The 24,479-nt window shown below is 61.8% G+C and carries 24 protein-coding genes and 1 pseudogene; 13 read left to right on the top strand and 12 right to left on the bottom strand.

The window, feature by feature from the left end:
• Position 1: 1 nt before the first annotated feature.
• Complete coding sequence (locus RHM69_RS02450) at positions 2–1,039, top strand: AraC family transcriptional regulator (RefSeq protein WP_072434451.1); 1,038 nt, start codon at positions 2–4, stop codon at positions 1,037–1,039.
• On the opposite strand, the gene RHM69_RS02445 is transcribed toward RHM69_RS02450, so the two are convergent.
• The 4 genes from RHM69_RS02445 to RHM69_RS02430 all read right to left on the bottom strand — a co-directional run bounded on the left by RHM69_RS02445 (position 1,026) and on the right by RHM69_RS02430 (position 5,177).
• Positions 1,026–1,907: a LysR family transcriptional regulator gene (locus RHM69_RS02445; RefSeq protein WP_200600871.1), complete on the bottom strand. Its 882-nt coding sequence runs from the start codon at positions 1,905–1,907 to the stop codon at positions 1,026–1,028. The two genes, RHM69_RS02450 and RHM69_RS02445, sit on opposite strands and share 14 nt — an antisense overlap.
• Before the next feature lie 197 nt (positions 1,908–2,104).
• Complete coding sequence (gene ycaC / locus RHM69_RS02440) at positions 2,105–2,722, bottom strand: isochorismate family cysteine hydrolase YcaC (RefSeq protein ID WP_003191905.1); 618 nt, start codon at positions 2,720–2,722, stop codon at positions 2,105–2,107.
• A 29-nt stretch (positions 2,723–2,751) separates the two neighbouring features.
• Positions 2,752–4,590 carry an amidohydrolase gene (locus RHM69_RS02435; protein WP_014718157.1) on the bottom strand — a complete coding sequence of 613 codons (1,839 nt, stop codon included), beginning with the start codon at positions 4,588–4,590 and terminating at the stop codon, positions 2,752–2,754.
• Positions 4,587–5,177 (bottom strand): antibiotic biosynthesis monooxygenase, encoded by a 591-nt coding sequence (locus RHM69_RS02430; protein WP_200600874.1) that lies wholly within the window; start codon positions 5,175–5,177, stop codon positions 4,587–4,589. The genes RHM69_RS02435 and RHM69_RS02430 overlap by 4 nt, the downstream gene beginning before the upstream one ends.
• A 178-nt stretch (positions 5,178–5,355) precedes the next feature.
• Between RHM69_RS02430 and RHM69_RS02425 the strand changes: the two genes are divergently transcribed.
• The 4 genes from RHM69_RS02425 to argE are packed head-to-tail and all read left to right on the top strand — an operon-like array spanning position 5,356 to position 8,952.
• The gene (locus tag RHM69_RS02425; RefSeq protein ID WP_161981182.1) at positions 5,356–6,687 is read left to right on the top strand and encodes a flavin-containing monooxygenase; all 1,332 of its coding nucleotides are present in this window, start codon (positions 5,356–5,358) and stop codon (positions 6,685–6,687) included.
• Between the two features lie 23 nt (positions 6,688–6,710).
• Positions 6,711–7,121: a RidA family protein gene (locus RHM69_RS02420; protein WP_014718154.1), complete on the top strand. Its 411-nt coding sequence runs from the start codon at positions 6,711–6,713 to the stop codon at positions 7,119–7,121.
• 11 nt (positions 7,122–7,132) lie between these two features.
• Positions 7,133–7,810, top strand: a complete 678-nt coding sequence (locus RHM69_RS02415; RefSeq protein WP_014718153.1) for a DUF1028 domain-containing protein — start codon at positions 7,133–7,135, stop codon at positions 7,808–7,810.
• On the top strand, positions 7,807–8,952 hold the full coding sequence (gene argE, locus RHM69_RS02410) for an acetylornithine deacetylase (RefSeq protein WP_200600876.1): 1,146 nt from the start codon (positions 7,807–7,809) through the stop codon (positions 8,950–8,952). Before RHM69_RS02415 ends, argE begins: the two co-directional genes overlap by 4 nt.
• A 213-nt stretch (positions 8,953–9,165) precedes the next feature.
• Here argE and RHM69_RS02405 read toward each other — a convergent pair whose 3' ends face one another.
• The gene (locus tag RHM69_RS02405; RefSeq protein WP_014718151.1) at positions 9,166–10,077 is read right to left on the bottom strand and encodes a LysR substrate-binding domain-containing protein; all 912 of its coding nucleotides are present in this window, start codon (positions 10,075–10,077) and stop codon (positions 9,166–9,168) included.
• 250 nt (positions 10,078–10,327) lie between these two features.
• On the opposite strand from RHM69_RS02405, the gene RHM69_RS02400 reads away from it, so the two are divergent.
• The 4 genes and pseudogenes from RHM69_RS02400 (at position 10,328) to RHM69_RS02385 (ending at position 13,780) form a co-directional block, all read left to right on the top strand.
• Positions 10,328–11,743, top strand: coding sequence for a purine-cytosine permease family protein (locus RHM69_RS02400; protein ID WP_014718150.1), 1,416 nt, complete (start codon positions 10,328–10,330; stop codon positions 11,741–11,743).
• Between the two features lie 82 nt (positions 11,744–11,825).
• Positions 11,826–11,921: pseudogene (locus RHM69_RS02395) on the top strand (fructose-bisphosphate aldolase); the annotation flags it as partial.
• A 639-nt stretch (positions 11,922–12,560) separates the two neighbouring features.
• Positions 12,561–13,052: a GNAT family N-acetyltransferase gene (locus RHM69_RS02390; RefSeq protein WP_014718149.1), complete on the top strand. Its 492-nt coding sequence runs from the start codon at positions 12,561–12,563 to the stop codon at positions 13,050–13,052.
• 329 nt (positions 13,053–13,381) lie between these two features.
• A complete protein-coding gene (locus tag RHM69_RS02385; RefSeq protein ID WP_014718148.1) occupies positions 13,382–13,780 on the top strand; it encodes a hypothetical protein in 399 nt (132 codons plus the stop codon).
• Between the two features lie 121 nt (positions 13,781–13,901).
• On the opposite strand, the gene RHM69_RS02380 is transcribed toward RHM69_RS02385, so the two are convergent.
• Positions 13,902–15,095: a TPM domain-containing protein gene (locus RHM69_RS02380; protein WP_020301862.1), complete on the bottom strand. Its 1,194-nt coding sequence runs from the start codon at positions 15,093–15,095 to the stop codon at positions 13,902–13,904.
• 132 nt (positions 15,096–15,227) lie between these two features.
• On the opposite strand from RHM69_RS02380, the gene RHM69_RS02375 reads away from it, so the two are divergent.
• Both RHM69_RS02375 and RHM69_RS02370 read left to right on the top strand, forming a co-directional pair.
• The gene (locus RHM69_RS02375; protein ID WP_014718146.1) at positions 15,228–16,043 is read left to right on the top strand and encodes an alpha/beta fold hydrolase; all 816 of its coding nucleotides are present in this window, start codon (positions 15,228–15,230) and stop codon (positions 16,041–16,043) included.
• Positions 16,033–17,169 carry a PAS domain-containing sensor histidine kinase gene (locus RHM69_RS02370; RefSeq protein WP_014718145.1) on the top strand — a complete coding sequence of 379 codons (1,137 nt, stop codon included), beginning with the start codon at positions 16,033–16,035 and terminating at the stop codon, positions 17,167–17,169. The genes RHM69_RS02375 and RHM69_RS02370 overlap by 11 nt, the downstream gene beginning before the upstream one ends.
• Here RHM69_RS02370 and dapF read toward each other — a convergent pair.
• A complete protein-coding gene (gene dapF, locus RHM69_RS02365) occupies positions 17,166–17,969 on the bottom strand; it encodes a diaminopimelate epimerase (protein ID WP_032903523.1) in 804 nt (267 codons plus the stop codon). The two genes, RHM69_RS02370 and dapF, sit on opposite strands and share 4 nt — an antisense overlap.
• Positions 17,970–18,125: 156 nt before the next feature.
• Here dapF and RHM69_RS02360 point away from each other — a divergent pair, with 156 nt between their 5' ends.
• Complete coding sequence (locus RHM69_RS02360; RefSeq protein WP_014718143.1) at positions 18,126–18,623, top strand: AAA family ATPase; 498 nt, start codon at positions 18,126–18,128, stop codon at positions 18,621–18,623.
• Between the two features lie 42 nt (positions 18,624–18,665).
• On the opposite strand, the gene RHM69_RS02355 is transcribed toward RHM69_RS02360, so the two are convergent.
• Genes RHM69_RS02355 through RHM69_RS02345 form a run of 3 tightly spaced genes read right to left on the bottom strand, consistent with a single transcriptional unit; the run spans position 18,666 to position 20,921 of the window.
• Positions 18,666–19,076 (bottom strand): SRPBCC family protein, encoded by a 411-nt coding sequence (locus RHM69_RS02355; protein ID WP_032903525.1) that lies wholly within the window; start codon positions 19,074–19,076, stop codon positions 18,666–18,668.
• A 25-nt stretch (positions 19,077–19,101) separates the two neighbouring features.
• The gene (locus RHM69_RS02350) at positions 19,102–19,899 is read right to left on the bottom strand and encodes an SDR family NAD(P)-dependent oxidoreductase (RefSeq protein WP_020301857.1); all 798 of its coding nucleotides are present in this window, start codon (positions 19,897–19,899) and stop codon (positions 19,102–19,104) included.
• A gap of 11 nt (positions 19,900–19,910) precedes the next feature.
• The gene (locus tag RHM69_RS02345) at positions 19,911–20,921 is read right to left on the bottom strand and encodes an aldo/keto reductase (RefSeq protein WP_200600878.1); all 1,011 of its coding nucleotides are present in this window, start codon (positions 20,919–20,921) and stop codon (positions 19,911–19,913) included.
• Between the two features lie 112 nt (positions 20,922–21,033).
• Here RHM69_RS02345 and RHM69_RS02340 point away from each other — a divergent pair, with 112 nt between their 5' ends.
• Positions 21,034–21,930 carry a LysR substrate-binding domain-containing protein gene (locus RHM69_RS02340; protein ID WP_200600880.1) on the top strand — a complete coding sequence of 299 codons (897 nt, stop codon included), beginning with the start codon at positions 21,034–21,036 and terminating at the stop codon, positions 21,928–21,930.
• A gap of 159 nt (positions 21,931–22,089) precedes the next feature.
• Here the strand turns inward: RHM69_RS02340 and RHM69_RS02335 are convergent, their stop codons facing one another.
• Together RHM69_RS02335 and RHM69_RS02330 are read right to left on the bottom strand one after the other, a co-directional pair.
• Positions 22,090–23,382: an NAD(P)/FAD-dependent oxidoreductase gene (locus tag RHM69_RS02335; protein WP_014718138.1), complete on the bottom strand. Its 1,293-nt coding sequence runs from the start codon at positions 23,380–23,382 to the stop codon at positions 22,090–22,092.
• Complete coding sequence (locus RHM69_RS02330) at positions 23,379–24,467, bottom strand: polyamine ABC transporter substrate-binding protein (RefSeq protein WP_200600882.1); 1,089 nt, start codon at positions 24,465–24,467, stop codon at positions 23,379–23,381. The genes RHM69_RS02335 and RHM69_RS02330 overlap by 4 nt, the downstream gene beginning before the upstream one ends.
• Positions 24,468–24,479 lie beyond the last annotated feature (12 nt).

Genomic DNA, 24,479 nt, shown 5'->3' with positions numbered 1-24,479 from the left:
AATGGCCGTGAAAACCAGCTGGTATGAAAACGACAGCCGCTTCATCCCCGGTCACTATCAACCCGCCACGTTGATCGACCTGGGCTTGTCCCGGGACATCGACAGCCATCGCCTGCTGCGGGGCACCGGCCTGTTCCACGAAGACATCCTGGCCGGCAACGCGCGGTTGAGCCCGCAACAGTTTCTGGGCTTGATCGGCAACAGCCGCAAACTACTGGACGCCGATGACAGCAGTTTCCTGTTTGGCCAACGCCTGCTGCCCGGCTACTACGGCGCCGCCAGCCATGCGCTGGGGCATGCACAGAACCTTCATCAGGCCCTGGACATCCTGATCCAGCAACAAGTGCTGCTCAGCCCGCTGGCCACGCTGCAACTGGAACTGGATGAGCACCACGCTTACCTGTATTGGTTGGACAGTTGCGGCGCCGGCGAACACTGGCGCTTTCTGCTCGAAGCCAGCATGACCTCGCTGGTTGCCATGAGCCAATGGCTCAGCGGCCAGCGCTTGCCATGGGTGTGCAGTTTCAACCATGCCGAACCTCGGTATGTCGAGCAATACTGGGTGCATCTGGGCGAGCACACGCGCTTCGAACGCCCGCTGGATATGATGTGCATCCCCCGTGAATACCTCACCCACAACTGGCCGGGCGCTTCGGCCACGGCGGGCCAGGTCGCGCGCCAGCAAGCCCTTGAACAAATCGAGCAACTGGGCTTTGCCACAAGTTTTCTGGACTGCCTCTATGCCTACCTGCGCGAACATGTGCGCCAACCACCCAGCCTGGAACAGGCCGCGCACATTTTCGCCATGAGCCCGGCCACGCTAAAGCGCAAGTTGCAACGGCACGACACCGGTTTTCAGCAACAGGTCGACCGGGTGCGCAAGCATGTGGCGTTGCACCTGTACCTGGCCAAGGGCTTAAGTAACGAGGAAGTCGCGGCGTACCTGAACTTCAACGATGCGGCGAATTTTCGGCGTTCGTTCAAGCGGTGGACGGGCAGCACGCCCAACCTGATCCGCCAACTGTTCAGCAGCCGCTAGCGAGGCGTTCGCGCAGGAACTCCACCAGCGCTTGCACCGGGCGTGAACTCTGTCGGTGCTGCGGGTACACGGCCGACAGGGTCAAGGCCTCTGGGGCGAAGTCTTCCAATACCTTGACCAAGCGACCGTCCTTCAAGGCGTCGCTGACAATGAACGTCGGTAGATAGGTAACGCCCAGACCGGCAATCGCGGTATCGCGCAGCAGGTCACCGTTATTGACGCGCATGCGCCCACTGACGCTCAAGGCTTGCACCTTGCCTTTGAAGCGCCAGTGCACCTGGCGGCCGTGGCCGTAGGGCAGGCAGTCGTGCGTGGTTAAATCCTCGGGTTTCGAAGGCGTACCCCGCAACGCCAGGTAGTCGGGGCTGGCGCAATACACCCGCTCGATAGCGGCGATCCGTCGGGCGATCAGGGTGGAATCTTCCAGGGTGCCGATGCGTAGCACCAGGTCGTAGCCTTCGCCGATCAAGTCCACCGGGCGGTCGCTCAGGTCAACTTCAACGCAGACCTGCGGATGCTGACGCAGAAACAACGGCAACAGGCAACCCAGGTGCGCCATGGCGAACGACAAGGGTGCACTGAGGCGAATGGTGCCTCGGGGCTCGCTGTTCTGGCCAGCGATGCCCTGCTCCACTTGTTCCACCTCACCGAGCAGGCGCAAGGCCGACTCGTAGTAACTCTGGCCCAGCGGCGTGACGTCCAGGCGCCGTGTGGAGCGGTTAAGCAAGCGCACGCCCAGGCGGTCTTCCAGTTGGATCAGGCGGCGGCTGACGAATTGCTTGGACAAGCCCAATTGCTCGGCGGCGGCGGTGAAACTGCCGGATTCCATGACCTGGCAGAACAGGCGCATGTCTTCGAAGGGGTTCATTGTCGCTTCTCAGGGGACGATGGGCTGTTTTATAGCCTGTCAGTGGTCACACCACAAACCAAAATGTGAACACAATCAAATGTGGGAGCTGGCTTGCCTGCGATAGCGGTGTATCAGCCAGCAATGCTGTTGACTGATGCACCGCTATCGCAAGCAAGCCAGCTCCCACAGGGTTTTGCGGTGTTTTACCGACCAGGTTACTTGGCAGCGAACGCCGAGTAGCTGTTCATCAGGTTGCGGTAGTTGGGAATGCGCGGCGAGAGCAGGTTGGCCAGGCCTTCCATGTCGTTGCGCCAGTCCACTTGCAGCTCGCAAGCCACCGAGAACCAGTTGACCAGTTGTGCACCGGCGGCGGTCATACGCGCCCAGGCGGCTTGTTGCACGGTTTCGTTGAAGGTGCCGGAAGCGTCGGTGACCACGAAGACCTCAAAGCCTTCGTCAAGGGCACACAGGGTCGGGAACGCCACGCACACGTCGGTCACCACACCGGCAATGATGATTTGCTTGCGGCCGGTGGCCTTGACGGCCTTGACGAAATCTTCGTTGTCCCACGCGTTGATCTGGCCAGGGCGCGGAATGTACGGCGCGTCGGGGAACAGTTCTTTGAGCTCAGGCACCAATGGGCCGTTGGGGCCGCTTTCAAAGCTGGTGGTCAGGATGGTCGGCAGGTTGAAGAACTTCGCCACGTCGGCCAGGGCCAGCACGTTGTTCTTGAACTCGTTGGGGGAGAAATCCTGCACCAGGGAGATCAGGCCGGTCTGGTGATCAACCAACAAAACAACAGCATCGTCTTTGTTCAAGCGCTTGTAAGTCATGGGTAACTCCTTTAGGGATGGGGTGTTCTTCAAAAGGCAAAGCAGGAGCAGCCGAACGCACCCCAGAAACCCTGGAAGTCGCTGACCGGCACGCTGGAAAGGCGCGCTTTTTCATGGCTATGGGCATGCACGCCACAGGGGCCGCTGCACTGGTGAACCTGGGCCTGCATCGGCGACGTGGGGCGCCAGTGCCCCGGCACCTTGACCACCGGCGACCAGTCCGGCAGCACCGGTACCCGTGGCGGTGCGAAATCTTCGAAGTCGCCAGCGCCGTACACGACCTTGCCGCCGACCACGGTCAGCACCGACTCGATCCACTTGATGGCTTCTTCTTCGACGCTGAAAAAGTCCGCCGACAACGCGGCGACATCCGCCAGTTGACCGACCTTGATCTGGCCTTTCTTGCCCTGCTCGGAGGAGAACCAGGCGCTGCCGTGGGTGAACAGCTCCAATGCGGTAAGGCGCGGCAAGCCCTCGGCGTGCAGCTCCAGGCCACCGACGGTGCGGCCGCTGACCATCCAATACAGCGAGGTCCAGGGGTTGTAGCTCGACACGCGGGTGGCATCGGTGCCCGCCCCTACCGGCACGCCTTCGGCCAGCATGCGCTTGATCGGCGGCGTGGCTTCGGCGGCCTTGGCGCCGTAGCGCTCGACGAAGTATTCGCCCTGGAACGCCATGCGATCCTGAATCGCAATACCGCCACCGAGGGCACGCACGCGTTCGATGTTTTTCGGGGTGATGGTTTCGGCGTGGTCGAAGAACCACGGCAAGCCATTGAACGGAATATCGCGGTTGACCTTCTCGAACACGTCGAGCATGCGCGAGATGGACTCGTCGTAAGTGGCGTGCAGACGGAACGGCCAGCGCTGTTCCACCAGGTGGCGTACCACCGGTTCCAGCTCCTGTTCCATGGTCAGCGGCAGGTCCGGGCGGGGTTCGAGGAAGTCTTCGAAATCCGCCGCCGAGAACACCAGCATCTCGCCGGCACCGTTATGGCGCAGGTAGTCATCGCCCTGGTGCAGGGTGACGCTGCCGGTCCAATGCTTGAAGTCGCTGAGCTCTTCCTTGGGCTTCTGGGTGAACAGGTTGTAGGCGATGCGCACCGTCAACTGTTGATCCTTGGCCAGTTGCTCGATCACCGCATAGTCATCGGGGTAGTTCTGGAAGCCGCCGCCGGCATCGATGGCGCTGGTCAGGCCCAGGCGATTGAGTTCCCGCATGAACTGGCGGGTGGAGTTGACCTGATATTCCAAAGGCAGTTTCGGGCCTTTGGCCAAGGTCGAGTACAAGATCATCGCGTTGGGCCGCGCCACCAGCATGCCGGTGGGGTTGCCGTTGCTGTCGCGTACGATCTCACCGCCCGGCGGGTTCGGCGTGTCCTTGGTGTAGCCCGCCACCCGCAGGGCTGCGCGGTTGAGCAAGGCGCGGTCGTACAGGTGCAGCACGAACACCGGGGTGTCCGGGGCGGCCTGGTTGAGCTCTTCCAGGGTGGGCATGCGCTTTTCGGCGAACTGGAATTCGTTCCAGCCGCCCACCACGCGCACCCATTGCGGCGTGGGCGTGCGGTCGGCCTGGTCTTTGAGCATGCGCAAGGCATCGGCCAGGGACGGCACGCCTTCCCAGCGCAGTTCAAGGTTGTAGTTCAAACCGCCACGAATCAGGTGCAAGTGCGAGTCGTTGAGGCCGGGAATCACGGTGCGGCCCTTGAGGTCGATGACCTGGGTGCCGCTGCCGCGCAGGGCCATGGCTTCGCCGTCGGTACCGACGGCGACAAAGCGCCCTTGGTGGATGGCCACGGCGGTGGCGCGTGGGTTTTCCCGGTCCACGGTGTGGAACTGGCCATTGAACAGAATCAGATCGGCGTTCATAGGGTTTCCTTTACAGAGGCTTCAAGCCAGGGAGCGAACAGGCGGGTGGCCGCCGGCATCAGCAGGTACACCACCAGCAACACGATGGTCAGGGTGACCAGGAAGGTGGAGACCACGTAGTTGGACAAAAACGGGTGCAACCGCAGGATCGGCCCCCAGATAAACGGCAGCAGCAGGGTTTGCGGCAGGATCACAAACAGGCTGACCACCGCCTGCTTCCAGCGCGGCGGCTTGGCACCGCCCTCGGCCTGGGGCGTGAACCAGAATTCATTGGCCGCGCCGATTTCCGTCTGGTCGCCATCCGCGAGCATGGGCGCGGCTTCGTCGATCAGGGCCTGGCGTTGCGGGGAGCCGAGCCACAGCTCAAGGGCGTTGGTGGAGCTATAGCGCAGCACGCAAGTGAACAGCACCATGCCGTTTTGCTGGCTGCGCACCACGTCAACGCCAAGGTGCCCAGGGCGTTCGCCCGCGATGCGCACGATGCGGCGCAGCCAGGCTTCGTACTCGACTTCAAAGCCGGGTTTGACCCGGTGCTTGACGACCAGGGTGACGACTTCGTCGGGGCGGGTGTTGGCGGTTGATTCCATGGCTGGGTGTTTCCCCGGAGCATTGAGCGATGGGGAGAGTGTGGCCGGTTGGCAGGTGTGGGGAATTGCATGTATGTGCTGTCTGGCAGGCATTCGCCGGCTCTGCATCCGATATTTATGCTCACTTCCCAACTTAATAATATTTTATTAATCCCCCCCCGCCGCCTAACTTGACGTCATGCCCGAGCTGAATCCAACTGCATTACGCAAGGATAGAGACATGACTGTAGCGATAACAAAAATAGACACGCTGGTGGTTGGCGCAGGTCAAGCTGGCGTGGCCATGAGCGAGCATTTGAGCAAGCAAGGCGTGCCGCACCTGGTGCTGGAACGCAGCCGTATTGCCGAGCGCTGGCGCACCGGCCGCTGGGACTCATTGGTCGCCAACGGCCCGGCCTGGCATGACCGCTTCCCCGGCCTGCATTTCGATGACGTCCCCGCCGATGGGTTCGCACCCAAAGAGCGCGTCGCCGATTACTTCGAAGCCTATGCCCGTAAATTCAACGCGCCGATCCGCACCGGCGTGGACGTCACCTCAGTAGTACGCAACGAGGGGCGCCCCGGCTTTACCGTGCACACCAGCGAAGGCGTGATCGAAGCCAACCGCGTGGTAGCCGCCACCGGGCCCTTTCAGAAGCCTGTGATTCCCGCTATCGCGCCTAAAGACACCGCGCTGCACCAGATCCATTCCGCCGACTATCGCAACCCTGGGCAACTGCCAGCCGGCGCTGTGCTGGTGGTGGGCGCCGGCTCGTCCGGGGTGCAAATTGCCGATGAATTGCAGCGTTCCGGTCGCCAGGTGTACCTGTCGGTCGGCGCCCATGACCGCCCTCCTCGCGCCTATCGCAACCGCGACTTCTGCTGGTGGTTGGGCGTATTGGGCGAGTGGGACCAGGCGGCGATGAAACCCGGCCGCGAGCACGTCACCATTGCCGTGAGTGGCGCCCACGGCGGCAAGACCATCGACTTTCGCGAGCTGGCCCAGCAAGGCATGACCCTGGTCGGCCTGACTCACGCCTTCGACGGCACGGTGGCAACGTTCCAACCCAACCTGGTGGAGAACCTGGCGCGCGGTGATGAAAACTACCTGGCCTTGCTGGATGCGGCCGACGCCTATATCGAGCGCAACGGCCTCGACCTGCCCCTGGAGCCCGAGGCACGTCGCGTGTTCCCCGACGCTGAATGCATCAAGCAGCCGATCCTGACACTGGACCTGGCGGAGGCTGGCATCACTTCGATCATCTGGGCCACCGGATTTGCCGTGGACTACAGCTGGTTGCAGGTAGACGCCTTCGACGCCGCTGGCAAGCCGCAACACCAGCGCGGTGTCTCCAGCGAAGCGGGCATCTACTTCCTTGGGTTGCCATGGCAATCGCGGCGTGGCTCGTCGTTTATCTGGGGCGTGTGGCACGACGCCAAATACGTGGCCGACCATATCGCCATCCAGCGTCAGTACCTTGAGTACCGCGAAGCCGCCCCGGTTGCCCGCCAGTCCCCTGTCAGCGCCTGATCATTTTTCCCAGGAGTTTTTTGATGCCTACTCACACTCGCATTCGCATGTTCAACACCAAAGAAACCTATCCCAACCAGAGCCTGGACAACGACCTATGCCAGGCCGTGCGCGCCGGCAACACCGTGTACGTACGCGGCCAGGTGGGCACTGATTTCGACGGCAACCTGGTCGGCCTCGGCGACCCACGGGCCCAGGCCGAGCAGGCGATGAAGAACGTCAAGCAACTGCTGGAAGAAGCCGGCAGCGACCTCAGCCATATCGTCAAAACCACCACCTATTTGATCGACCCACGCTATCGCGAGCCGGTGTACCAGGAAGTCGGCAAGTGGCTCAAGGGCGTGTTCCCGATTTCCACCGGGCTGGTGGTTTCGGCCCTGGGCCAGCCGCAGTGGCTGATGGAAATTGATGTGATCGCGGTTATCCCAGAGTAAGGAGGCTAGCCATGACCTTTTCTATCGTCGGCCGTTGTGCAGAGACCGGCCAACTGGGCATTGCCATCAGCTCATCGAGCATCGCCGTGGGCGCCCGCTGCCCGTGGCTGCGGCCCGGTGTGGGCGCCGTGTCGACCCAGAACATCACCTTGCCGGCCCTCGGCCCGGACGTCCTCGACGGGCTGGAACAGGGCCTGGCTCCCGCCGACGCCGTCGATAAAGCGCTCACCCGCAACGGCTACAGCCAGTACCGGCAACTGACGGCGATTGACCATCTGGGCCGCAGCGTGCATTTCAGCGGCAGTCAGACCCTGGGTACCCATCACGCGGTATCGGGCGAGCAATGCGTGGCGGCGGGCAATATGCTCGCCGCCCCTGAAGTGATCACCGCGATGGTCACGGCCTTCGAACAGGGCGAAGGCCAGCTCGCAGACCGTCTTCTGGCCGCGATGCATGCCGCCATCGCCGCCGGTGGCGAAGCCGGCCCGGTGCACTCCGCCGCGCTGGTGGTGGTGGGCGAGTTGACTTGGCCGATTATCAACTTGCGCGTGGATTGGGCCGACGAGGCGCCGATTGGCGAATTGCAAAAACTCTGGGATGCCTACCGCCCACAGGTGCAGGACTATATCGATCGCGCCCTCGCCCCCGACCGCTCCCCCGGCTACGGTGTGGCCGGAGACGACCGATGAGCCGCAGCCGCGACCTGCTGGAAACCCTGGTGGGCTTCGACACCACCAGCCGCGAGTCCAACCTGCAATTGATCGAGTATGTGCGCGATTACCTGGCCGGGCTTGGCGTCACCAGCGAGCTGGTCTACAACGCGCAACGCAGCAAGGCCAACCTGTTTGCCAGCATCGGCCCGGTGGAACTGCCAGGTATCGTGCTGTCGGGGCATACCGACGTGGTGCCGGTGGATGGGCAACCCTGGAGCCTGCCGCCGTTCACGCTGACCGAGCGCGACGGCAAGCTGTTCGGGCGCGGCACCGCCGACATGAAGGGGTATATCGCCTGCGTGCTGGCGTTGGTGCCAGCGCTGGTCAAGGCGTCATTGCGCCTGCCGGTGCACATCGCCCTGTCCTACGATGAGGAAGTCGGCTGCCTGGGCGTGCGCTCGCTGCTCGCCGTTCTTGAACAGCGTTCGGTCAAGCCGATGTTGTGCATCATCGGCGAGCCGACCGAGCTCAAGCCGGTGCTGGGCCACAAGGGGAAGTTGGCGATGCGCTGCGATGTTCAGGGCCAGGCGTGCCACTCGGCCTATGCGCCCTCGGGTGTGAATGCGATTGAACACGCCGCCGAGTTGATCGGTGAACTGGGGCGCATTGGCCAACGGCTGCGCGCGCGTCAGGACCCACGTTTTGACCCGCCGTTCAGCACGGTACAGACCGGCATGATCAACGGCGGCAAGGCCTTGAATATCGTGCCGGCCGACTGCCGCTTTGACTTTGAGGTGCGCGCCCTGCCCTCCATGGACCCGGGCGAAGTAGCTGAAGAGCTGCAGGCCTACGCGCGGCAGCAGGTGTTGCCGCGCATGCAGGCGGTCAGCAAGCAGAGTTCGATTCGGTTCACCGAGTTGTCGGCCTACCCAGGGCTGGTCACGGATGAGCGCAGCCAGGCGGCGCAATTGATTGCGACGTTTTGCGACTCGCAGGCATTCGGCACCGTAGCGTTTGGTACCGAGGGCGGGCTGTTCGATGCGGTGGGTATTCCCACCGTGGTATGCGGGCCAGGCAGCATGGACCAAGGGCATAAGCCCGATGAGTTTGTGAGCCTGGAGCAGCTCGATGGCTGCGATGCGATGTTGCAGCGGTTGCTAGGCTTTATCAGTACCTGAAGATATCGCACCACCTATGTGGGAGGGGCCAGCCCCAATGCCGATCAGTTAAGCGCAAATCCCTGTGGGAGCGGGCTTGCCCGCGAAGGCGGTGTGTCAATCACTGCATCGGTTACTGCACGACCGCTTTCGCAGGCAAGCCAGCTCCCACCTTTGAGCTTCGTTGCGTTGAGCACTGTGTTCGCTTAACTGATCGGCATTGGGGTTTGGTGTTCAGCCCAGTAGTCGCGCCAACTCTTCGCGGCAGTAGTCGACAAACAACTGCACCGGTTTGGTCAAGGGTGCGCGGCGTAGCCAGACGGCGGACAACCCCGACCCCGTGACCGTTTCCACCAAGGGAATGCACACCACTTTCTGCCCATCATAGGTGTACTCGCTGAACGGTTTGGTCACCAGGATCGAGAACCCGAACCCCCGCCCCACCATGCCCCGCACCATTTCGATGGAGGGCGAGCTAAATACAATATTCGGGGTCAGCCCGCGCTCTTCGAAGATGCTCACGAAGTAGGTACGGCTGGGCAACACGTCCAGCAAAATCATCGGCTCCAGCACCAGGTCGGCCAGGGACACCTTGGCCTGTTGGGCAAAGCGGTGGTCGGCCGGCAGCAACGCATAGGGCTGTTGCGGCGGCATCAGCGGCGTGGTCTCGATGGTGCTGCCCAGGTCGTGCTCAAACAGCATCGCCACGTCGATACTGCCCGCCGTCAGCGCCTGCACCAGCTCCTGCTGCTCGCCATCGCGGATACGGATCTCCACGCCCGGCCAGCGCGCCTTGAAACCGGCGATCAAGCGTGGCAAGTACAACGGTGCCACGGTTTCAAAACAACCGATGTCAATCTGCCCGGCCACCACATCGTTATCGGCCAGGGCGTTCTGCTCGAACTCATGGGCTACCCGCAACAGCTCCAACGCCTTGCGATAAAAGCGCGCGCCGCTGGGCGTGAGGGAAACGCCCTGGGCGTGATGGCGGATAAACAGTTGCACGCCAAAGCTGTCTTCCAGTTGCTTGATCGCCGTGGAAACCGACGGCTGGGCGATATACAGCTTGCGCGACGCCTCGGCAACGCTGCCGCATTCGGCCGTGGTCACAAAATATCTGAGCTGACGCAGGTTATAGGCTGCCATCGGCACCTCCCTAAACGTGGTTTTTTGCCCCAAACAAGTGCGCAGAAACACCGGTTTTTCAAGCCATTGACGTGCATGCAACATACCGGAGCAAAAAACCTCACGAGATACTTTTTTTAAGGTCTATAGCAACAAACTTACTAATTTACCTGCCTGCGCCCATTGCAGATGATCACTCCAACAACAAAGCGGTGCCCATGCGCCGCACAGCGAAGTACGCCCACGTACTCACCTTGCCTTGGAGCTCGTCATGGTTACCACTGCAACATCCTCCGCCCCGCTCATCGAAAAACACACGATTGGATACGTGCCCCCGGAAGATCGCCATGGAAAGGTAAGAGACCTGTTCACCCTGTGGTTCGGCGGCAACATCGCGCCGTTGCCGATCGTCACTGGCGCACTGGGTGTGCAACTGTTCCACCTCAACCTGGTGTGGGGCATTGTCGCCATCCTTGTCGGCCATTTGGTCGGCGGTGTGTTGATGGCATTGCACTCGGCCCAGGGCCCGCAAATGGGTATCCCGCAGATGATCCAGAGTCGTGCACAGTTCGGCTCCCTCGGCGCATTGCTGGTGGTGGTGATTGCCGGGGTGATGTACATCGGCTTCTTCGCCTCCAACATCGTGCTGGCCGGTAAATCCCTGCATGGCGTGGTGGACGCCGTGCCGGTGCCGGTGGGCATCGTTATCGGCGCCATCGGTTCCGGGATCATCGGCATCATCGGCTACCGCTTCATCCACGTACTCAACCGCATCGGTACCTGGGTCCTCGGCGCAGGCATCGTGCTGGGCTTTGGCTACATCTTCACCCATGTGCAGACCACCGATTTCCTCACCCGTGGCAGCTTCAACATCTCCGGTTGGCTGGCCACTGTTTCCCTGGCTGCACTGTGGCAAATCGCGTTTGCGCCCTACGTGTCGGACTACTCCCGCTACCTGCCCGCCGACGTGCCGGTAGCCGCCACCTTCTGGACCACCTACCTGGGCTCGGCGCTGGGGTCGAGCCTGGCGTTCATCTTCGGCGCCGTGGCAGTGCTCGCCACGCCGGTAGGCATGGACACCATGGACGCCGTCAAACTCGCCACCGGCGCCATCGGCCCGTTGATGCTGGTGCTGTTCCTGCTCAGCGTGATCAGCCACAACGCCCTCAACCTGTACGGCGCGGTGCTGTCGATCATCACCCTGGTACAGACCTTCGCCTACCGCTGGATCCCGACCGCGAAAAGCCGTGCGGTGATCTCCATCATCGTGCTGGCCGCCTGTTCGATTGCGGCGGTGTTTGCCTCCCAAGACTTCATCGGCCACTTCGTTGACATGGTGCTGGTGCTGCTGGTGGTGCTGGTGCCCTGGACGGCGATCAACCTGATCGACTTCTATGCCATTCACAAAGGCCAATACGACATCGCCTCGATCTTCCGCGTGGATGGCGGCATCTACGGCAAGTACAACCCCCAGGCGCTGCTGGCCTATGCGGTGGGGATCGTGGTGCAGATTCCGTTCATGAACACGCCGCTGTACGTGGGGCCGATTTCGCAGCACATCAACGGCGCGGACTTCTCGTGGGTGGTGGGGTTGGTGGTGACGTCGCCGTTGTACTTCTGGTTGGCGAGTCGGGACAGTGCGTATAAGCGCCGGATGGACAGTGGGAAGTTGGTGGGTGGGGTTTGATGCATCCTGTCGGTATGGCGGCTGTGCGTGGGAGACCTTCGGGTCTGCCGGGGGTGATTCTTCCTGGTATGCGAACCCGCGCACAGTTGCCAATACCGCCCGGATCATGGTCCAGGATGTGGCGGATGTGTTTACGGTGATTGAAAAACATGGCCTTGATTCGCCTGCTGTGCAGTAAGTTGTGAGAAAACCCGCCTCGGCGGGTTTTCTGGTTTTTGCGAAACTCAATCCTACCCGCTCCTACCCAGGCGGTAACCACGATGCGAAGCGAGCCGCTCTTGATCTGCTTTTGATCTTGCTTTTGATCTCAGGCGCCCCGTTAAACCACGCTGGCCGGAATTCGACAGGGATTTGGGGGGTAAACCGGCAGGGATGCCGGTTTAGCCGCCCCGCGCCATGGATGGCGCGTGGCGGCGGCCCCCCAAATCACTGGCGGATTACGGGCACACCGAGCCCAAGCGAGGTGCCGAGTGGTGGGGCGAGGACCTTTTGGTTACTTTTGGGTCCTTCCAAAAGTGACCCGCTGTAAAAGCGGAACCCTAAGTGGCCGTTACCGCAGGAATGGATATGTACACGGTCCAACTGTGTTGACTGTTAGGCCGTCTTCGCAGGCAAGCCAGCTCCCACATTTGGATCGCGTAGGGTCAGATAGATAGGTGTCGGCCTTCAGGCCGTCATCGCAGGCAAGCCCCACAGTTTGATTGCGCAGCACCAAAGTTGAACCTCACGCTTCACCCGTCAGGGCCGGCCTTGCGGTGCCAAAGGTGCAACGTTTCTCTATGATGTGGCCTTTCACTGAAAATCTCTGGAACGGCCCATGCCCACCCTCACCCTGCGCAACGCCCTGCCCACCGACGCAGCACGCTGCTTTGAAATCGAAACCAGCGCCTACGAGGGCGACGAAGCCGCCACGCTTGAAAAGATCACCACGCGTATCGCGCAGTATCCCGAGGGCTTTTTGATCCTGGAGGAAGATGGCGCAGTGGTGGGCTTCATCAACTCAGGGTGCGCCCATGAAGTGGTAATGTCGGACGAGGCCTTCAAGGAGTTGGTGGGCCATGTGGCCGAGGCACCGAATGTGGTGATCATGTCGGTGGTGGTCGACCCGGCCCATCAAGGCAAGGGCTATGCGAAACGGCTGATGACTGAGTTCGTGCAACGCATGCAGGCAATGGGCAAGCGCACCCTCCACCTGATGTGCAAGGCGCAGCATGTGCCGTTGTACCGAGCAATGGGCTACACCTACGTGCGCCCTTCGCCGTCGGATCATGGGGGTATGGCGTGGCATGAGATGGTGAAGACGCTTTAATGCAAGCCGTTGCACGAGTGATTGCAAAAGTGTTTCCAAGCGTGAGGCAACCAAAAGACCTGCAACGACCGAATGTGTTTCGGTGAGTGAAAAGCTGGCACTGCGCTGCGCTATCTGACAGCCAGCCTGACTTTTCGGAGCGTGGGCCGGACTGCGCCTATAGCCTTTTGACTCACTCGAAAACCAACACCTGATGCGGTTTCACGTTGTTACATCCAGCCAAAACAGACCTCGTTGAGCGCCTGCCCCAGGCGCTGTAGCCTGCGAAACGCCCTGTCAGGGCCACCCTCTGACAGGGTCAATTTCCAAGCAATCAGAGAGGTGCAATCATGTCTTCAATCAATGGCTCCGCCCCATTCGTACCCGCGTACCAGCCCGCTGCCAAACACCCTATCGATAATGATGTACCGAGGAAAAACTCTCTGGACAAACAGGCTGGAGAAGATGCCGAAGTGTCCAATGGCAAGGGCGGCTGGAAAAACATTGGCAATGCGACGCGCGACCACGCCAACCGCACTCGGCTGGATCGCAATTTCTTGCCTTCAGACAAAAAGACCGTCGATGACGCCCAGGTCAATACTAGGGCTGGATATCACGGCACCGGCACCCTGCCCGCCTTCCCAACTTGGGATGACAAGGCCTTAAACGACTCCGCGTCCAATGCCCTGCGTCAACCGATCGACTTCGAAATAAAACCTGACGGCAACGGCGGTTGGACCAAGGCGTGACAACTCCACTGTCTAAGCCGCTTTAGCACTCAGGGCTTTGCCGAACAACCAGTACCCAGGGGCTTCACCCTCAAAGGTACAGTTCAGCGGTTGTTCCGCTATGGGACAGCCGCCGAGTCATCTACCAACTGCCGGAAGCCCCCCCGCCACCGCTGGAACCGCCACCGCCCGACGAACTGCTGCTGGTGCTGGAGCCGCTGGAACCTGAGCTGGACCCGCCGCCGGAGCCAGAACCTTCGCCGACCTTGCCAAAGATAATCAGCGCAACAAACGATGCGATAGGAAATGCCAGCAACCAGGCGTCGCGATCGCCGTCCATCACCTGCCCCGCCACCCCATACACGGCCACCGCCGCCAGCAGTCGTACGCTAAAACCTGCGCGGCTGGTGCGCCAGGTCTGCCTCATGAGCAGCACCAGCACCAGGTACAACCCCAGCACCACCAAGACGCCCAGGGGCCACAGCAACCAGTGGGTGAAACTGACGTCTACGTAATGGTTTGCCACCACCAACCCGAGGATATAACCCAGCAGCCCGATCACGCCGTAAAACAGCGTGCGCACCTGCCACAACGCGCCGAATAGCGCGCCGCCAATCAACAAGGTCAGCGGCATTGCAACGAGGAACATCGGCCAGTCCCGACCACCGGCCAATACCGTCAGCAACAGCGTGGCCGCAACTGCGATGATCAAAGCTCTGCGCCAGTGCAACTTGCCAGCGGCGATCAGTGTACCGGCGAGCGCCCCCAGGACAAACGCCGCCAATATCGCGAAAAATTGGGGGTTGATCCCCGGCCCGGCCACTTCAGGCAGGTCGCCGCCGTCCACCAGGACCACCAGCGCGCTCACGCCTTGCTGGATGCCACCGGCAAAATCGCCCTGACGAAACGCTGGAGTGAGACGTTCTTCAATGATGCGATGGGCCAGCAGGTCAGTGACGATGCCTTCCAGGCCATAACCCACCTCGATGCGCACTGTGCGGTCGGCTTTGGCCACCACCAGCAGGATGCCGTCGTTGACGTCCTTGCGCCCCAGCTTCCAGGCGCGGAACAGTTGGTTGGCATAGTCTTCGATGCCGCTGCTGCCGGTGGTCGGCACCAGCAATACGGCCACTTGCGCGCCTTTGCGTTGTTCAAGGTCGGCGAGTTGTTGCTTGAGGCGCAGCACGGTGCCCGAGTCGAGGGTATTGGTCAGGTCAATAACCCGCTGATCAAGGGCAACCCCAATCGGCGAGGTGTCCGCATGAGCGGCGATGAACAGGCTGGAAAACACCAGGGCCAGTAGGCTGAACACCGATTGCCGCACAAGCACGATCATGTATGGTTACCTGAAGTCTCTCCCTGAAGACGCCGACTTTACCTTATCTGCACGCAAACGCGTGACCCAGGGCCTGCGACTATCTAAACTGCCCGCTAAGCTGCATAGCAATTAGCCATCCACGAGAACCCCATGGACCTACGTCACCGCAACAATATACATGTGATGGGCCACGGTCCCTCGACGCTGGTGTTTTCCCACGGCTTTGGTTGCAACCAGGCCATGTGGAATGCCTTGGCACCGCACTTTCTCGAGCGCTTTCGCGTGGTGCTGTATGACCTGGTCGGCGCCGGCCTGTCGGACTTGAGTGCGTTCGACAAAACCAAATACAGCCGCCTGGATGGCTATGCCCATGACCTGAACGAGATTATCGACGCCTATGCCCAAGGCCCGGTGATTCTGGTGGGCCACTCGGTCAGCGCGATGATCGGCACCCTCGCCGACCGTTTCCTCCCGGGCCGCATTGCCGCACACGTGATGATTGGCCCATCGCCACGCTATATCGATACCGAGGAATATGTCGGCGGTTTCCAGCGCGACGACATCGACGACCTGCTCGACACCCTCGACAGCAACTACCTGGGCTGGTCCAGCGCCATGGCCCCGGTGATCATGGGCGCCCCGACGCAGCCGCACCTGAGCGAGGCGCTCACCGAGAGCTTCTGCCGCACCGAGCCGGACATCGCCAAGCAGTTCGCCCGCGTGACCTTCCTCTCGGATAACCGCCAGGATGTGTTCGGCCTGACCACCCCGGTACTCATTCTGCAATCGACCGACGACCTGATCGCCCCCGTGGCCGTGGGTGAATACCTGCACGCCGTACTACCTAACAGCACTTATTGCCTGGTCGAGAATGTCGGCCATTGCCCGCATATGAGCGCCCCCCAGGCGTGTGCAACGGCGATGGACCGGTTCCTGGCCCCTTGGGCGGCTGCCGATGCCCGTTGACCCGCTGTTTGACAGCGCGGCGTGTGCCCTGGCGGTGACCCAGGAAGATGGCACGATCCTGCACGTCAACCCGCGCTTGTGCGACTGGCTGGGCTTTACTGCGGCCCAGCTGCTGGGCCGGCGTTTCCAGGACCTGCTGGCCATGGGCGGGCGGATTTTTTACCAGACGCACCTGGCGCCGATGCTGCGTATGCATGGCAGCGTCACCGAGGTGAAGCTCGACATCCGTCATTGCAACGGGCACAAAGTCACGGTCTTGCTCAACGCCAACCGGCGCCAGCAGCCCGACGGCGTGGTGTATGACTTGGCGCTGTTCGGCACCACCGACCGTGACAAGTACGAGCGTGAGCTGCTCAATGCCCACAAGCAGGCTGAAGCCCTGCTGCAGGAAAAAACTGCTACGGAACTGGCCCTGCAACAGGCCCAGGCCGAACTGAGCGAGGCCTATGCCATTGCCCAGCGCCGGGCGTTGTTTGCCGAGCAGATGGTGGCGATTGTCAGCCATGACCTGAAAAACCCACTCACCGCGATCCGCATGGCCTCCGACTTTCTCCAGCGTGGCGAGCGCACGGCCAAGGAGCGCCAGTTGTTGGGGCACATCGGCCAGTCGTCCGAACGCGCCCACCGCATGATCGCCGACCTGCTGGACTTCACCCAGGCCCGGGTCGGCCAGGGCATTACCATCAAGCCGCAACCGCTGGACCTGCACAGCGTTATTCATCGCAGCGTCGACGAACTGCGGGTGGCCTTCCCCAAGGCCACGCTGGTGCATCACGCCGAGGGCCAGGGCGACGCGTGCCTGGACGCCGACCGCGTGCAACAGATGATCGGTAACCTGGTGGCCAACAGCGTGGCCTATGGCGACTTGCTGCAGCCGATCACCATTACCTCGCGCCTGGGCGATAACACCTGCGCGGTCGCGGTGCACAACCACGGCCCGGCGATTCCCCAAACCCTGCTGGCCGGATTGTTCGAACCCATGACCCGCGGCACCGACCAGGGCAGCGACGTGCGCAGCGTAGGCCTGGGCCTGTATATCGTGCGCGAACTGGCCAGAGTACATGGCGGCGACGTGGCGGTGAGTTCATGTGCGAGCGCCGGCACCACGTTTACCGTGAAATTCTAGTACAGGTACGCGGTGCCCTGCATGATCGGCTCGACCCGGCCGGTCAATATCACCCCGCCCCGCCCGTCCCATTGCACCGTGACCGCGCCGCCGTCGCACTGGACCTCCACACGCTCATCGAGCAGCCCTCGCCGGATGCCGTTGACGACCGCCGCGCAACAGCATGAACCGGACCCCAGCGGCACACCTCCGCCACGCTCCCAGATACGCAGGCGGATATGGCCGCGGTCCAGCACTTGCACGAAATGCACATTGGTCCTGGCCGGAAACAGCGGGTGAACTTCCAGGCTCGGGCCCATGGCTTCAATATCGAGCGCCGTCACATCCTCCACAAAAAACGTGCAATGCGGGTTGCCCATGCTGCACGCCGCCGGCTGGCCGTCGATAGGCAACACGCAGGTGTCCATCGCCCTGGCCAAGGGTACCGACGCCCAGTCCAGCGAGGGTGGGCCCATATCCACCGACACGCGCTGCCCATCAGCACGTGTGCATGTCAGCAAGCCACGGTCGCTGCCCAGCACGATGCTTTGGGTGCCAGCCTCATGCATCAGGCGATCCGCCACGCCACGCGTCGCGCTGCCGCAGGTTTGCAAGCGTGTTCCGTCCGGGTTCCAGAACTGAACGCGCGCAGCAGCCTCCTCACAGTCGAGCACCACCGCCAGCTGATTGAAACCGATGCCGGTGCGGCGGTTACCCAAGTGGCGGGCAATCTGCGCAGTAATAGGGTTATCCTCGCCACGGCGGTCAATGATAATGAAGTCGTCGCCGTGGGCGTGCATCTTCACGAACGGCAGGGTCATGGGCGCTCCTGTGGGTGAAATGAGTCAAGCGGTTCTAATACCACTGTAGGAGCGAGGTTGCTCGCGAAAAACTCACAGGCGCCGCGTTTATTCAGGGAGTGCGCGTTATGGTTGGCGTTTTTCGCGAGCAGCGCGCCTACAAAGGGTTGAAGGGTCATGCTTATTGTATTCAGCGGCTTGCCCGGCAGTGGCAAGACCACGATTGCCAGGGAGCTGGCGCGACAGTTGGGCGCGGTTTACCTGCGTATCGATGTGATTGAGCAGGCGCTGCGGGAGGCTGCGGTGTTGGTAGGCGATGTGGGGGCCAGCGGCTACGCGGTGGCGAATGCGCTGGCGCTGAGTAACCTGCGCCTGGGGCAGCGGGTGATCGCCGATTGTGTGAACCCCGTGAAGGAAAGCCGCGATGCCTGGCAAGCGGTGGCGACAGCGGCCGGTGTGGCGCTGAGCAATATCGAGGTGGTGTGTACCGATCAGCAGGCGCATCGGCGTCGAGTCGAAGGGCGTGTGGGCGATATTCCCGGGCTGGTGCCGCCGACCTGGGAATCGGTGCAGGCGCATGAGTACGAACGCTGGGAAACCCCACCGTTCAGGCTGGATACGGCGCAGATGACGCCGGCAGAGGCTGTCGCGGCAGCCTTGCTCCATATAGGCTAAAACCCACCTGTGGCGAGGGAGCTTGCTCCCTCACCACATTCTTTAGAAGTTACCGCGCAACGCCTCAAGCCCGCCTTCGTAGACACCGGCAAACAATGCCTCGACTTGCGCCTCGGTGGTACCCGCTGCCGGCGTGAACACGCCGGACCAGGTCACTTTCGCCGAGGTGTCCGTCAGCGCTTCAACCTGCAAGGTCGCCAAGTAAGCACTCACCGGAAACGGCGACGCTTCAATGGTGTAGCTGTAGGTGCGCGCCACGTTGTCGAAGGTCTGCAAACGCTCGACAATCGCGCCGCCGTCAGCGGTGGTCAGGTGACGCACACGGCCACCCTCGCTCGGCTCGCTCTTGGCAATCAAAGGCAGCCAGTCAGGCAGGCTGTTGAAGCCGCCAATCAGTTGCCAGACCTGGTCGGCCGACACCGCAATTTCAATCACAGAAGACGCTGTTGCCACGATCAATACTCCAGTCAGGAAAAAATCAGATTGCCATGCTGTCGACAACGCCACCGTCGACCCGCAGCGCGGCACCGGTCGTCGCCGAAGACAGCGGTGAAGCAATGTACGCCACCAGGTTCGCCACTTCATCCACATTGGCCGCGCGCTGGATGATCGAGGTGGGCCGCGCATGGCGCACAAATACATCCGCTTCCTCTCGGGCACTGCGCCCGGATTCGGCCGTGGCGTCCTTGAGCATGTGTTCCAGGCCATCGGTAAAGGTCGGCCCCGGCAAGATAGCATTCACCGTCACCCCAGTACCCGCCAGGCGCTTGGCCAGGCCGTGGGACACCGCCAGGTTGGCGCTTTTGGTCACCCCGTAGTTGATCATGTCGGCCGGCGTCGCCACGCCAGACTCCGACGACACGAAGATCACCCGGCCCCAGCCCTGCTCGACCATACCCGGCACATAATGCCGCGCCAGGCGCACGCCGGAGATCACATTGACCTCATAGAAGCGCGCCCACTCACTGTCCGGCGCGTCGAAGAAATCCACCGCGTCGAAGATGCCCAGGTTGTTGACCAGAATGTCGGCGCGGGGTTCGGCGGCGAAAAGTTTCTGTGCGCCTTCAACGGTGCCGAGGTCGGCCACCACACCACGCAGTTGAGCAGCCGGAACCGCTTGGCGAATGCTGGCCAAGGCGTCGTCCACCTTGCCTGCATCCCGCCCGATCACCACCACCGTGGCACCGGATTGCGCCAGGGCCTGGCTGATACCCAGGCCAATCCCGGCGGTGCTGCCGCTGACAATAGCCACTTTGCCACTTACATCAATTTTCATGCTCAAGCTCCTTAACGTGAGAGAGGCAAAGGTGCACGGTCCGAGATCAAGCGGGCCTCGCGCAACGCCTGCCAGAAGGCTGCTGGAATCTGTTCAGACAACGCCGCGACGTCTTCGGCAATCCGCCCCGGACGACTGGCGCCAGGAATCACCGCTGCCACTGCCGGATGGGCCAGTGAAAACTGTAGCGCAGCGGCCTTGATACTGACGCCAAACGCCTGGGCAATTGCCTTGATCTGCTCGACCTTGGCAATGATCGCCGGGCCGGCTTGCTGGTATTCAAAGTGCGCACCGCCAGCGAGGATGCCGGAGCTGTACGGGCCACCGACAACGATCTCGACCTGCTGGGCGTGGGCCGCGTCCATCAGGCGCTGCAAGGCGCGGTCGTGGTCCAGCAGCGTATAGCGACCCGCCAGCAGAAAACCATCAGGCTGGGCTTCGGCCAGGTCCAGGGTCAACTCGCAAGGCTCGACACGATTGACGCCCAGCCCCCAGGCCTTGATCACTCCTTGCTCGCGCAAACGGGTGAGTACTTTGAAGGCACCAGTGCGGGCCTGGTTGAAGTATTCCAGCCATTGGTCGCCGTAAAAATCCTGGGCGATGTCGTGAACCCACACGATGTCCAGGCGATCGGTTTGCAGGCGTGTCAGGCTGTCTTCAATGGAGCGCAGGGTGGCGTCGGCGCTGTAGTCATTGATTATTTTATTGGGCCGGCCGTTTTCGAATACGCCGCTTTTTTCGCCAAGGTCACGGGCGGTTTCTTCGACTTCATCGAGAATCACCCGGCCGACCTTGGTGCTGAGCACGTAGTCGTCGCGGTGATAGTTGGACAGCGCTTGGCCCAGGCGAATTTCCGACAGGCCCGAGCCGTAGAACGGCGCGGTATCGAAGTAACGCACGCCCTGGTTCCAGGCGGCCTGGACGGTGGCCTGGGCTTCTGCTTCGGGGATGGCGCGGAACATATTGCCCAAGGGGGCGGTGCCAAAGCCCAGTACGCCGGGCAGTGTGTCTTTCAAGCTCATGGTGGTTCCTCAATCGGTGCGAGGTCGCTGTGACCGTTGAGCAGATGCTAGATTGCGCAGATCAGACCGTCCAAGACATACTGCGACCAACTTGAGTCCTTGAAGGTCTTACATGATTGATCTACGCCAGTTGCGCTACTTCGAAGTGGTGGCCGAAGAAGAACACGTCGGCCGCGCCGCCGAGCGCTTGCACATTTCCCAATCGCCCCTGAGTCGGCAGATCGCCCAGCTCGAGGAACGCCTGGGCCTGACCCTGTTCGAGCGCAGCCAGCAGCGCATCCGCCTGACCCGCGACGGCCAGACCTTCCTGGCCGAAACCAAGGCCCTGCTGACCCACGCCAACCGCCTGGAGTTCCTGGGCAAGCGCCTGGGCCGTGGTGAAGAAGGCGGTTTGTGCATCGGTTATATCGAGAACGCCATGCACGCCGGTGTCCTGCCCAATGCCTTGCGCATACTGCGCGACGATAGGCCCGCCGTGCACATCAAGCTGTATAACCTGCCCTCCCTGGAACAACTCGAAGGTTTGCGCCAACGCAGCCTGGACATCGCCCTGGTGGGCGAACCACCTGCCGCCGACGACCCGGACCTGACCGCCTGGCAAGTCCTCGATGACCCGATGCTGCTGGCCCTGCCCGAACAGCATCCGCTGGTTCAACAACATGAACTGTTACCCGAGCACCTGGCCGACCAACAATGGATCGGCGTGCAGCGCAAACCTGGCGCCAACCCGGCCGATGATTTCGTCGCCGCCTGTATCCGTGCCGGTTTCACCCCGCAAATCCCCATGGAGGCCAGCGAGCCCTTTACCGCACTGGGCCTGGTGGCGTCCGGGCTGGGGGTGGCGATGGTGCAAAAAGGCCTGAGCCGCAACGCACCGCCAGGCGTAGTGTTGCGCGAGCTGCCGTGGCTGGACTACACCACACCGCTGTGGGCGGCATGGCACCGCGTCAACTTGAGGCCGTTGGTGGAAACCTTTCGCAAAGTGCTGACCGAACCTGAGGCTATCTGACTGACGTCTCACAGGGTGTCTATGCCGGGTGATGATTTTGTGAGCAACGCAGAACCAGTGTGGGAGCTGGCTTGCCTGCGATAGCGGTGGTTCAGTTGAAGATTCAGTGACTGACACACCGCCTTCGCGGGCAAGCCCCCTCCCACATTGGGTCAGGAATCAGAGTGCTTCGCGCAACCGATACCACAACATCCCCAACGCCAGCAGTGGCGAGCGCAGCGCCTTGCCACCGGGAAAGGTCATGTGCGGCACCTGGCTGAAGATATCCAGGCCCTGGCTTGCACCCGCATGTACCCCTTCGGCCAGCAGCCGTGCGCACCAATGCGTCACGTTCAAGCCGTGACCGGAATAGCCTTGGGCATAGAACACATTGGGGTACTGCTTGAGCCGCCCGACCTGGGGAAAGCGGTTGGCGGTGATGCCAATCTTGCCACCCCACTGGAACTCGATAGCCGTGTTGGCCAACTGTGGGAACACCTTGAGCATTTTCGGGCGCATGTACGCGGCGATGTCCTGGGGGTCGCGCCCCGAGTAGTGGCAGGCACCGCCGAACAACAGGCGCCGGTCGGCAGTCAGCCGGTAGTAATCCAGGCCGACTTTCTGGTCGCACAGCGCCAGGTTCCGCGGGATCAACTGCTGGGCTACTGGTTCAGGCAGTGGCTCGGTGGCGATGATGTAGCTGCCCGCCGGCAGCACCTTGCCGCTCAAGCGCGGCTCCAGTTCCTCAAGATGGGCATTGCATGCCAGCACCAGGTTGGCTGCGCGCACGCTGCCGCCTGCGCAGCGCACTTGCACCGTCTCGCCATGGATCAGCTCCAGCACCGGGCTGTGCTCAAAGATGCGCACCCCAAGGGCCTCGGCCGCACGCGCTTCACCCAAAACTAGGTTAAGCGGGTGCAGATGCCCGGAACCCATGTCGACCAGGCCGCCGGCATACACCGTAGAGCCCACCACCTGTGCCATGTCTTGTGGGCCGACCAGCCGCGTTTCATGGGCATACCCCATGGCCGCCAGGTGCGCCTGTTCGCCCTTGAACGCGGCAAACTGCGCCGGGGTGTTAGCCAGTTCGCAAAAGCCCCAGCGCAGGTCACAGTCGATGCCGTGCTCGGCAATGCGCTGGCCCACCAGAGCGACCGAGTCGATACCGGCCCGCTCCATATAGCGCACGCCCTCCTCGCCCACGTATTTGGCAAACCCGGAGACATCATGGCCGATACCCCGAATTAATTGCCCGCCATTGCGCCCGCTGGCGCCCCAACCGATGCGGCGCGCCTCCAGCAGGATCACCGAAAGCCCGCGCTGGGCCAGTTCAATGGCGGTGTTGACCCCGGTGAAACCGCCGCCGATCACACACACATCGGCGCTCAGGTCTGCCTCAAGTGCGGGCCGCTGCACCATGGCATTCGCCGAAGCGCGGTAATAGGACGGGGCATGTTCATTGGACTGCATCATCGGTTGGACTTCACTTTGCTCCAGGCGCGGGTCATCACGCGCATGGTCGCCGGCGTGGGCGTGGTGGAAATATAGAGTTTGTCGAGAACCTCCTGGGGCGGATACACCTCAGGGTTGTTCACCAGTTCCGGTGCCATGAACGGCTTGGCGGCCGGGTTGGCGTTGGCATAGCCCACCGAGGCGCTGACCTTGGCAATCACCTCAGGCTCCAGCAGGTCGTTGATGAACGCATGGGCTTCTTTAGGGTTGCTCGCGTCGGCCGGAATCGCCAACAGGTCGAACCACAGGTTGGAGCCTTCCTTGGGGATCGAATACGCAATGTTCACCCCGTTCTTGGCTTCCTTGGCGCGGTTGGCGGCCTGGAACACATCGCCGGAATAACCGAAGGCCACGCAGATATTGCCGTTGGCAAGGTCGGAGATGTACTTGGAAGAGTGGAAATAGGTGATGTACGGCCGCAGCGTGAGCAACTTGGCTTCGGCCTGCTTGTAGTCCTCGGCATTCTCGCTGCGTGGGTCCTTGCCCATGTAGTTGAGGATCGCCGGGAACAGCTCATCCGCTGAATCGAGGAAGGCCACGCCGCACTCATGCAGCTTCTTGATGTTTTCCGGCTCGAACAACACCGCCCACGAGTCGATGCGGTCGATGCCCAGCACTTGCTTGACCTTGTCGACGTTGTAGCCAATGCCATTGGTGCCCCACAGGTACGGCACCGAGTGCGCATTACCGGGGTCGTTCTGTTCCAGTAACTTGAGCAGCTTGGGGTCCAGGTTCTTGAAGTTGGGCAACTGCGCGCGGTCAAGCTTGAGGAACGCGCCGGCCTTCACCTGGCGCGCCAGGAAGTGGTTGGACGGCACCACCACGTCATACCCGGTGCGCCCGGCCAGCAATTTGCCCTCCAGGGTTTCGTTGGAGTCGAACACATCGTAGATCACCTTGATGCCGGTCTTGGCCTGGAAATCCGCCGAGGTGGTCTCGCCAATGTAATCGGTCCAGTTGTAGACACTCACCGTCGGCGCCGCCTGACCGGCACCGCTGAACGCCGCGACCAGGGCCAGTGGAAGAAGCTTGTTCACAAGACGCATATCGTCACCCCT

It is taken from the genome of Pseudomonas sp. CCI1.1, from assembly GCF_034348165.1.
GTDB classification, from domain to species: Bacteria; Pseudomonadota; Gammaproteobacteria; order Pseudomonadales; family Pseudomonadaceae; genus Aquipseudomonas; species Aquipseudomonas paracarnis.
The sequence above is the reverse complement of the archived record's forward strand: the minus strand, read 5'-3'. Positions and strand labels throughout refer to the sequence as shown.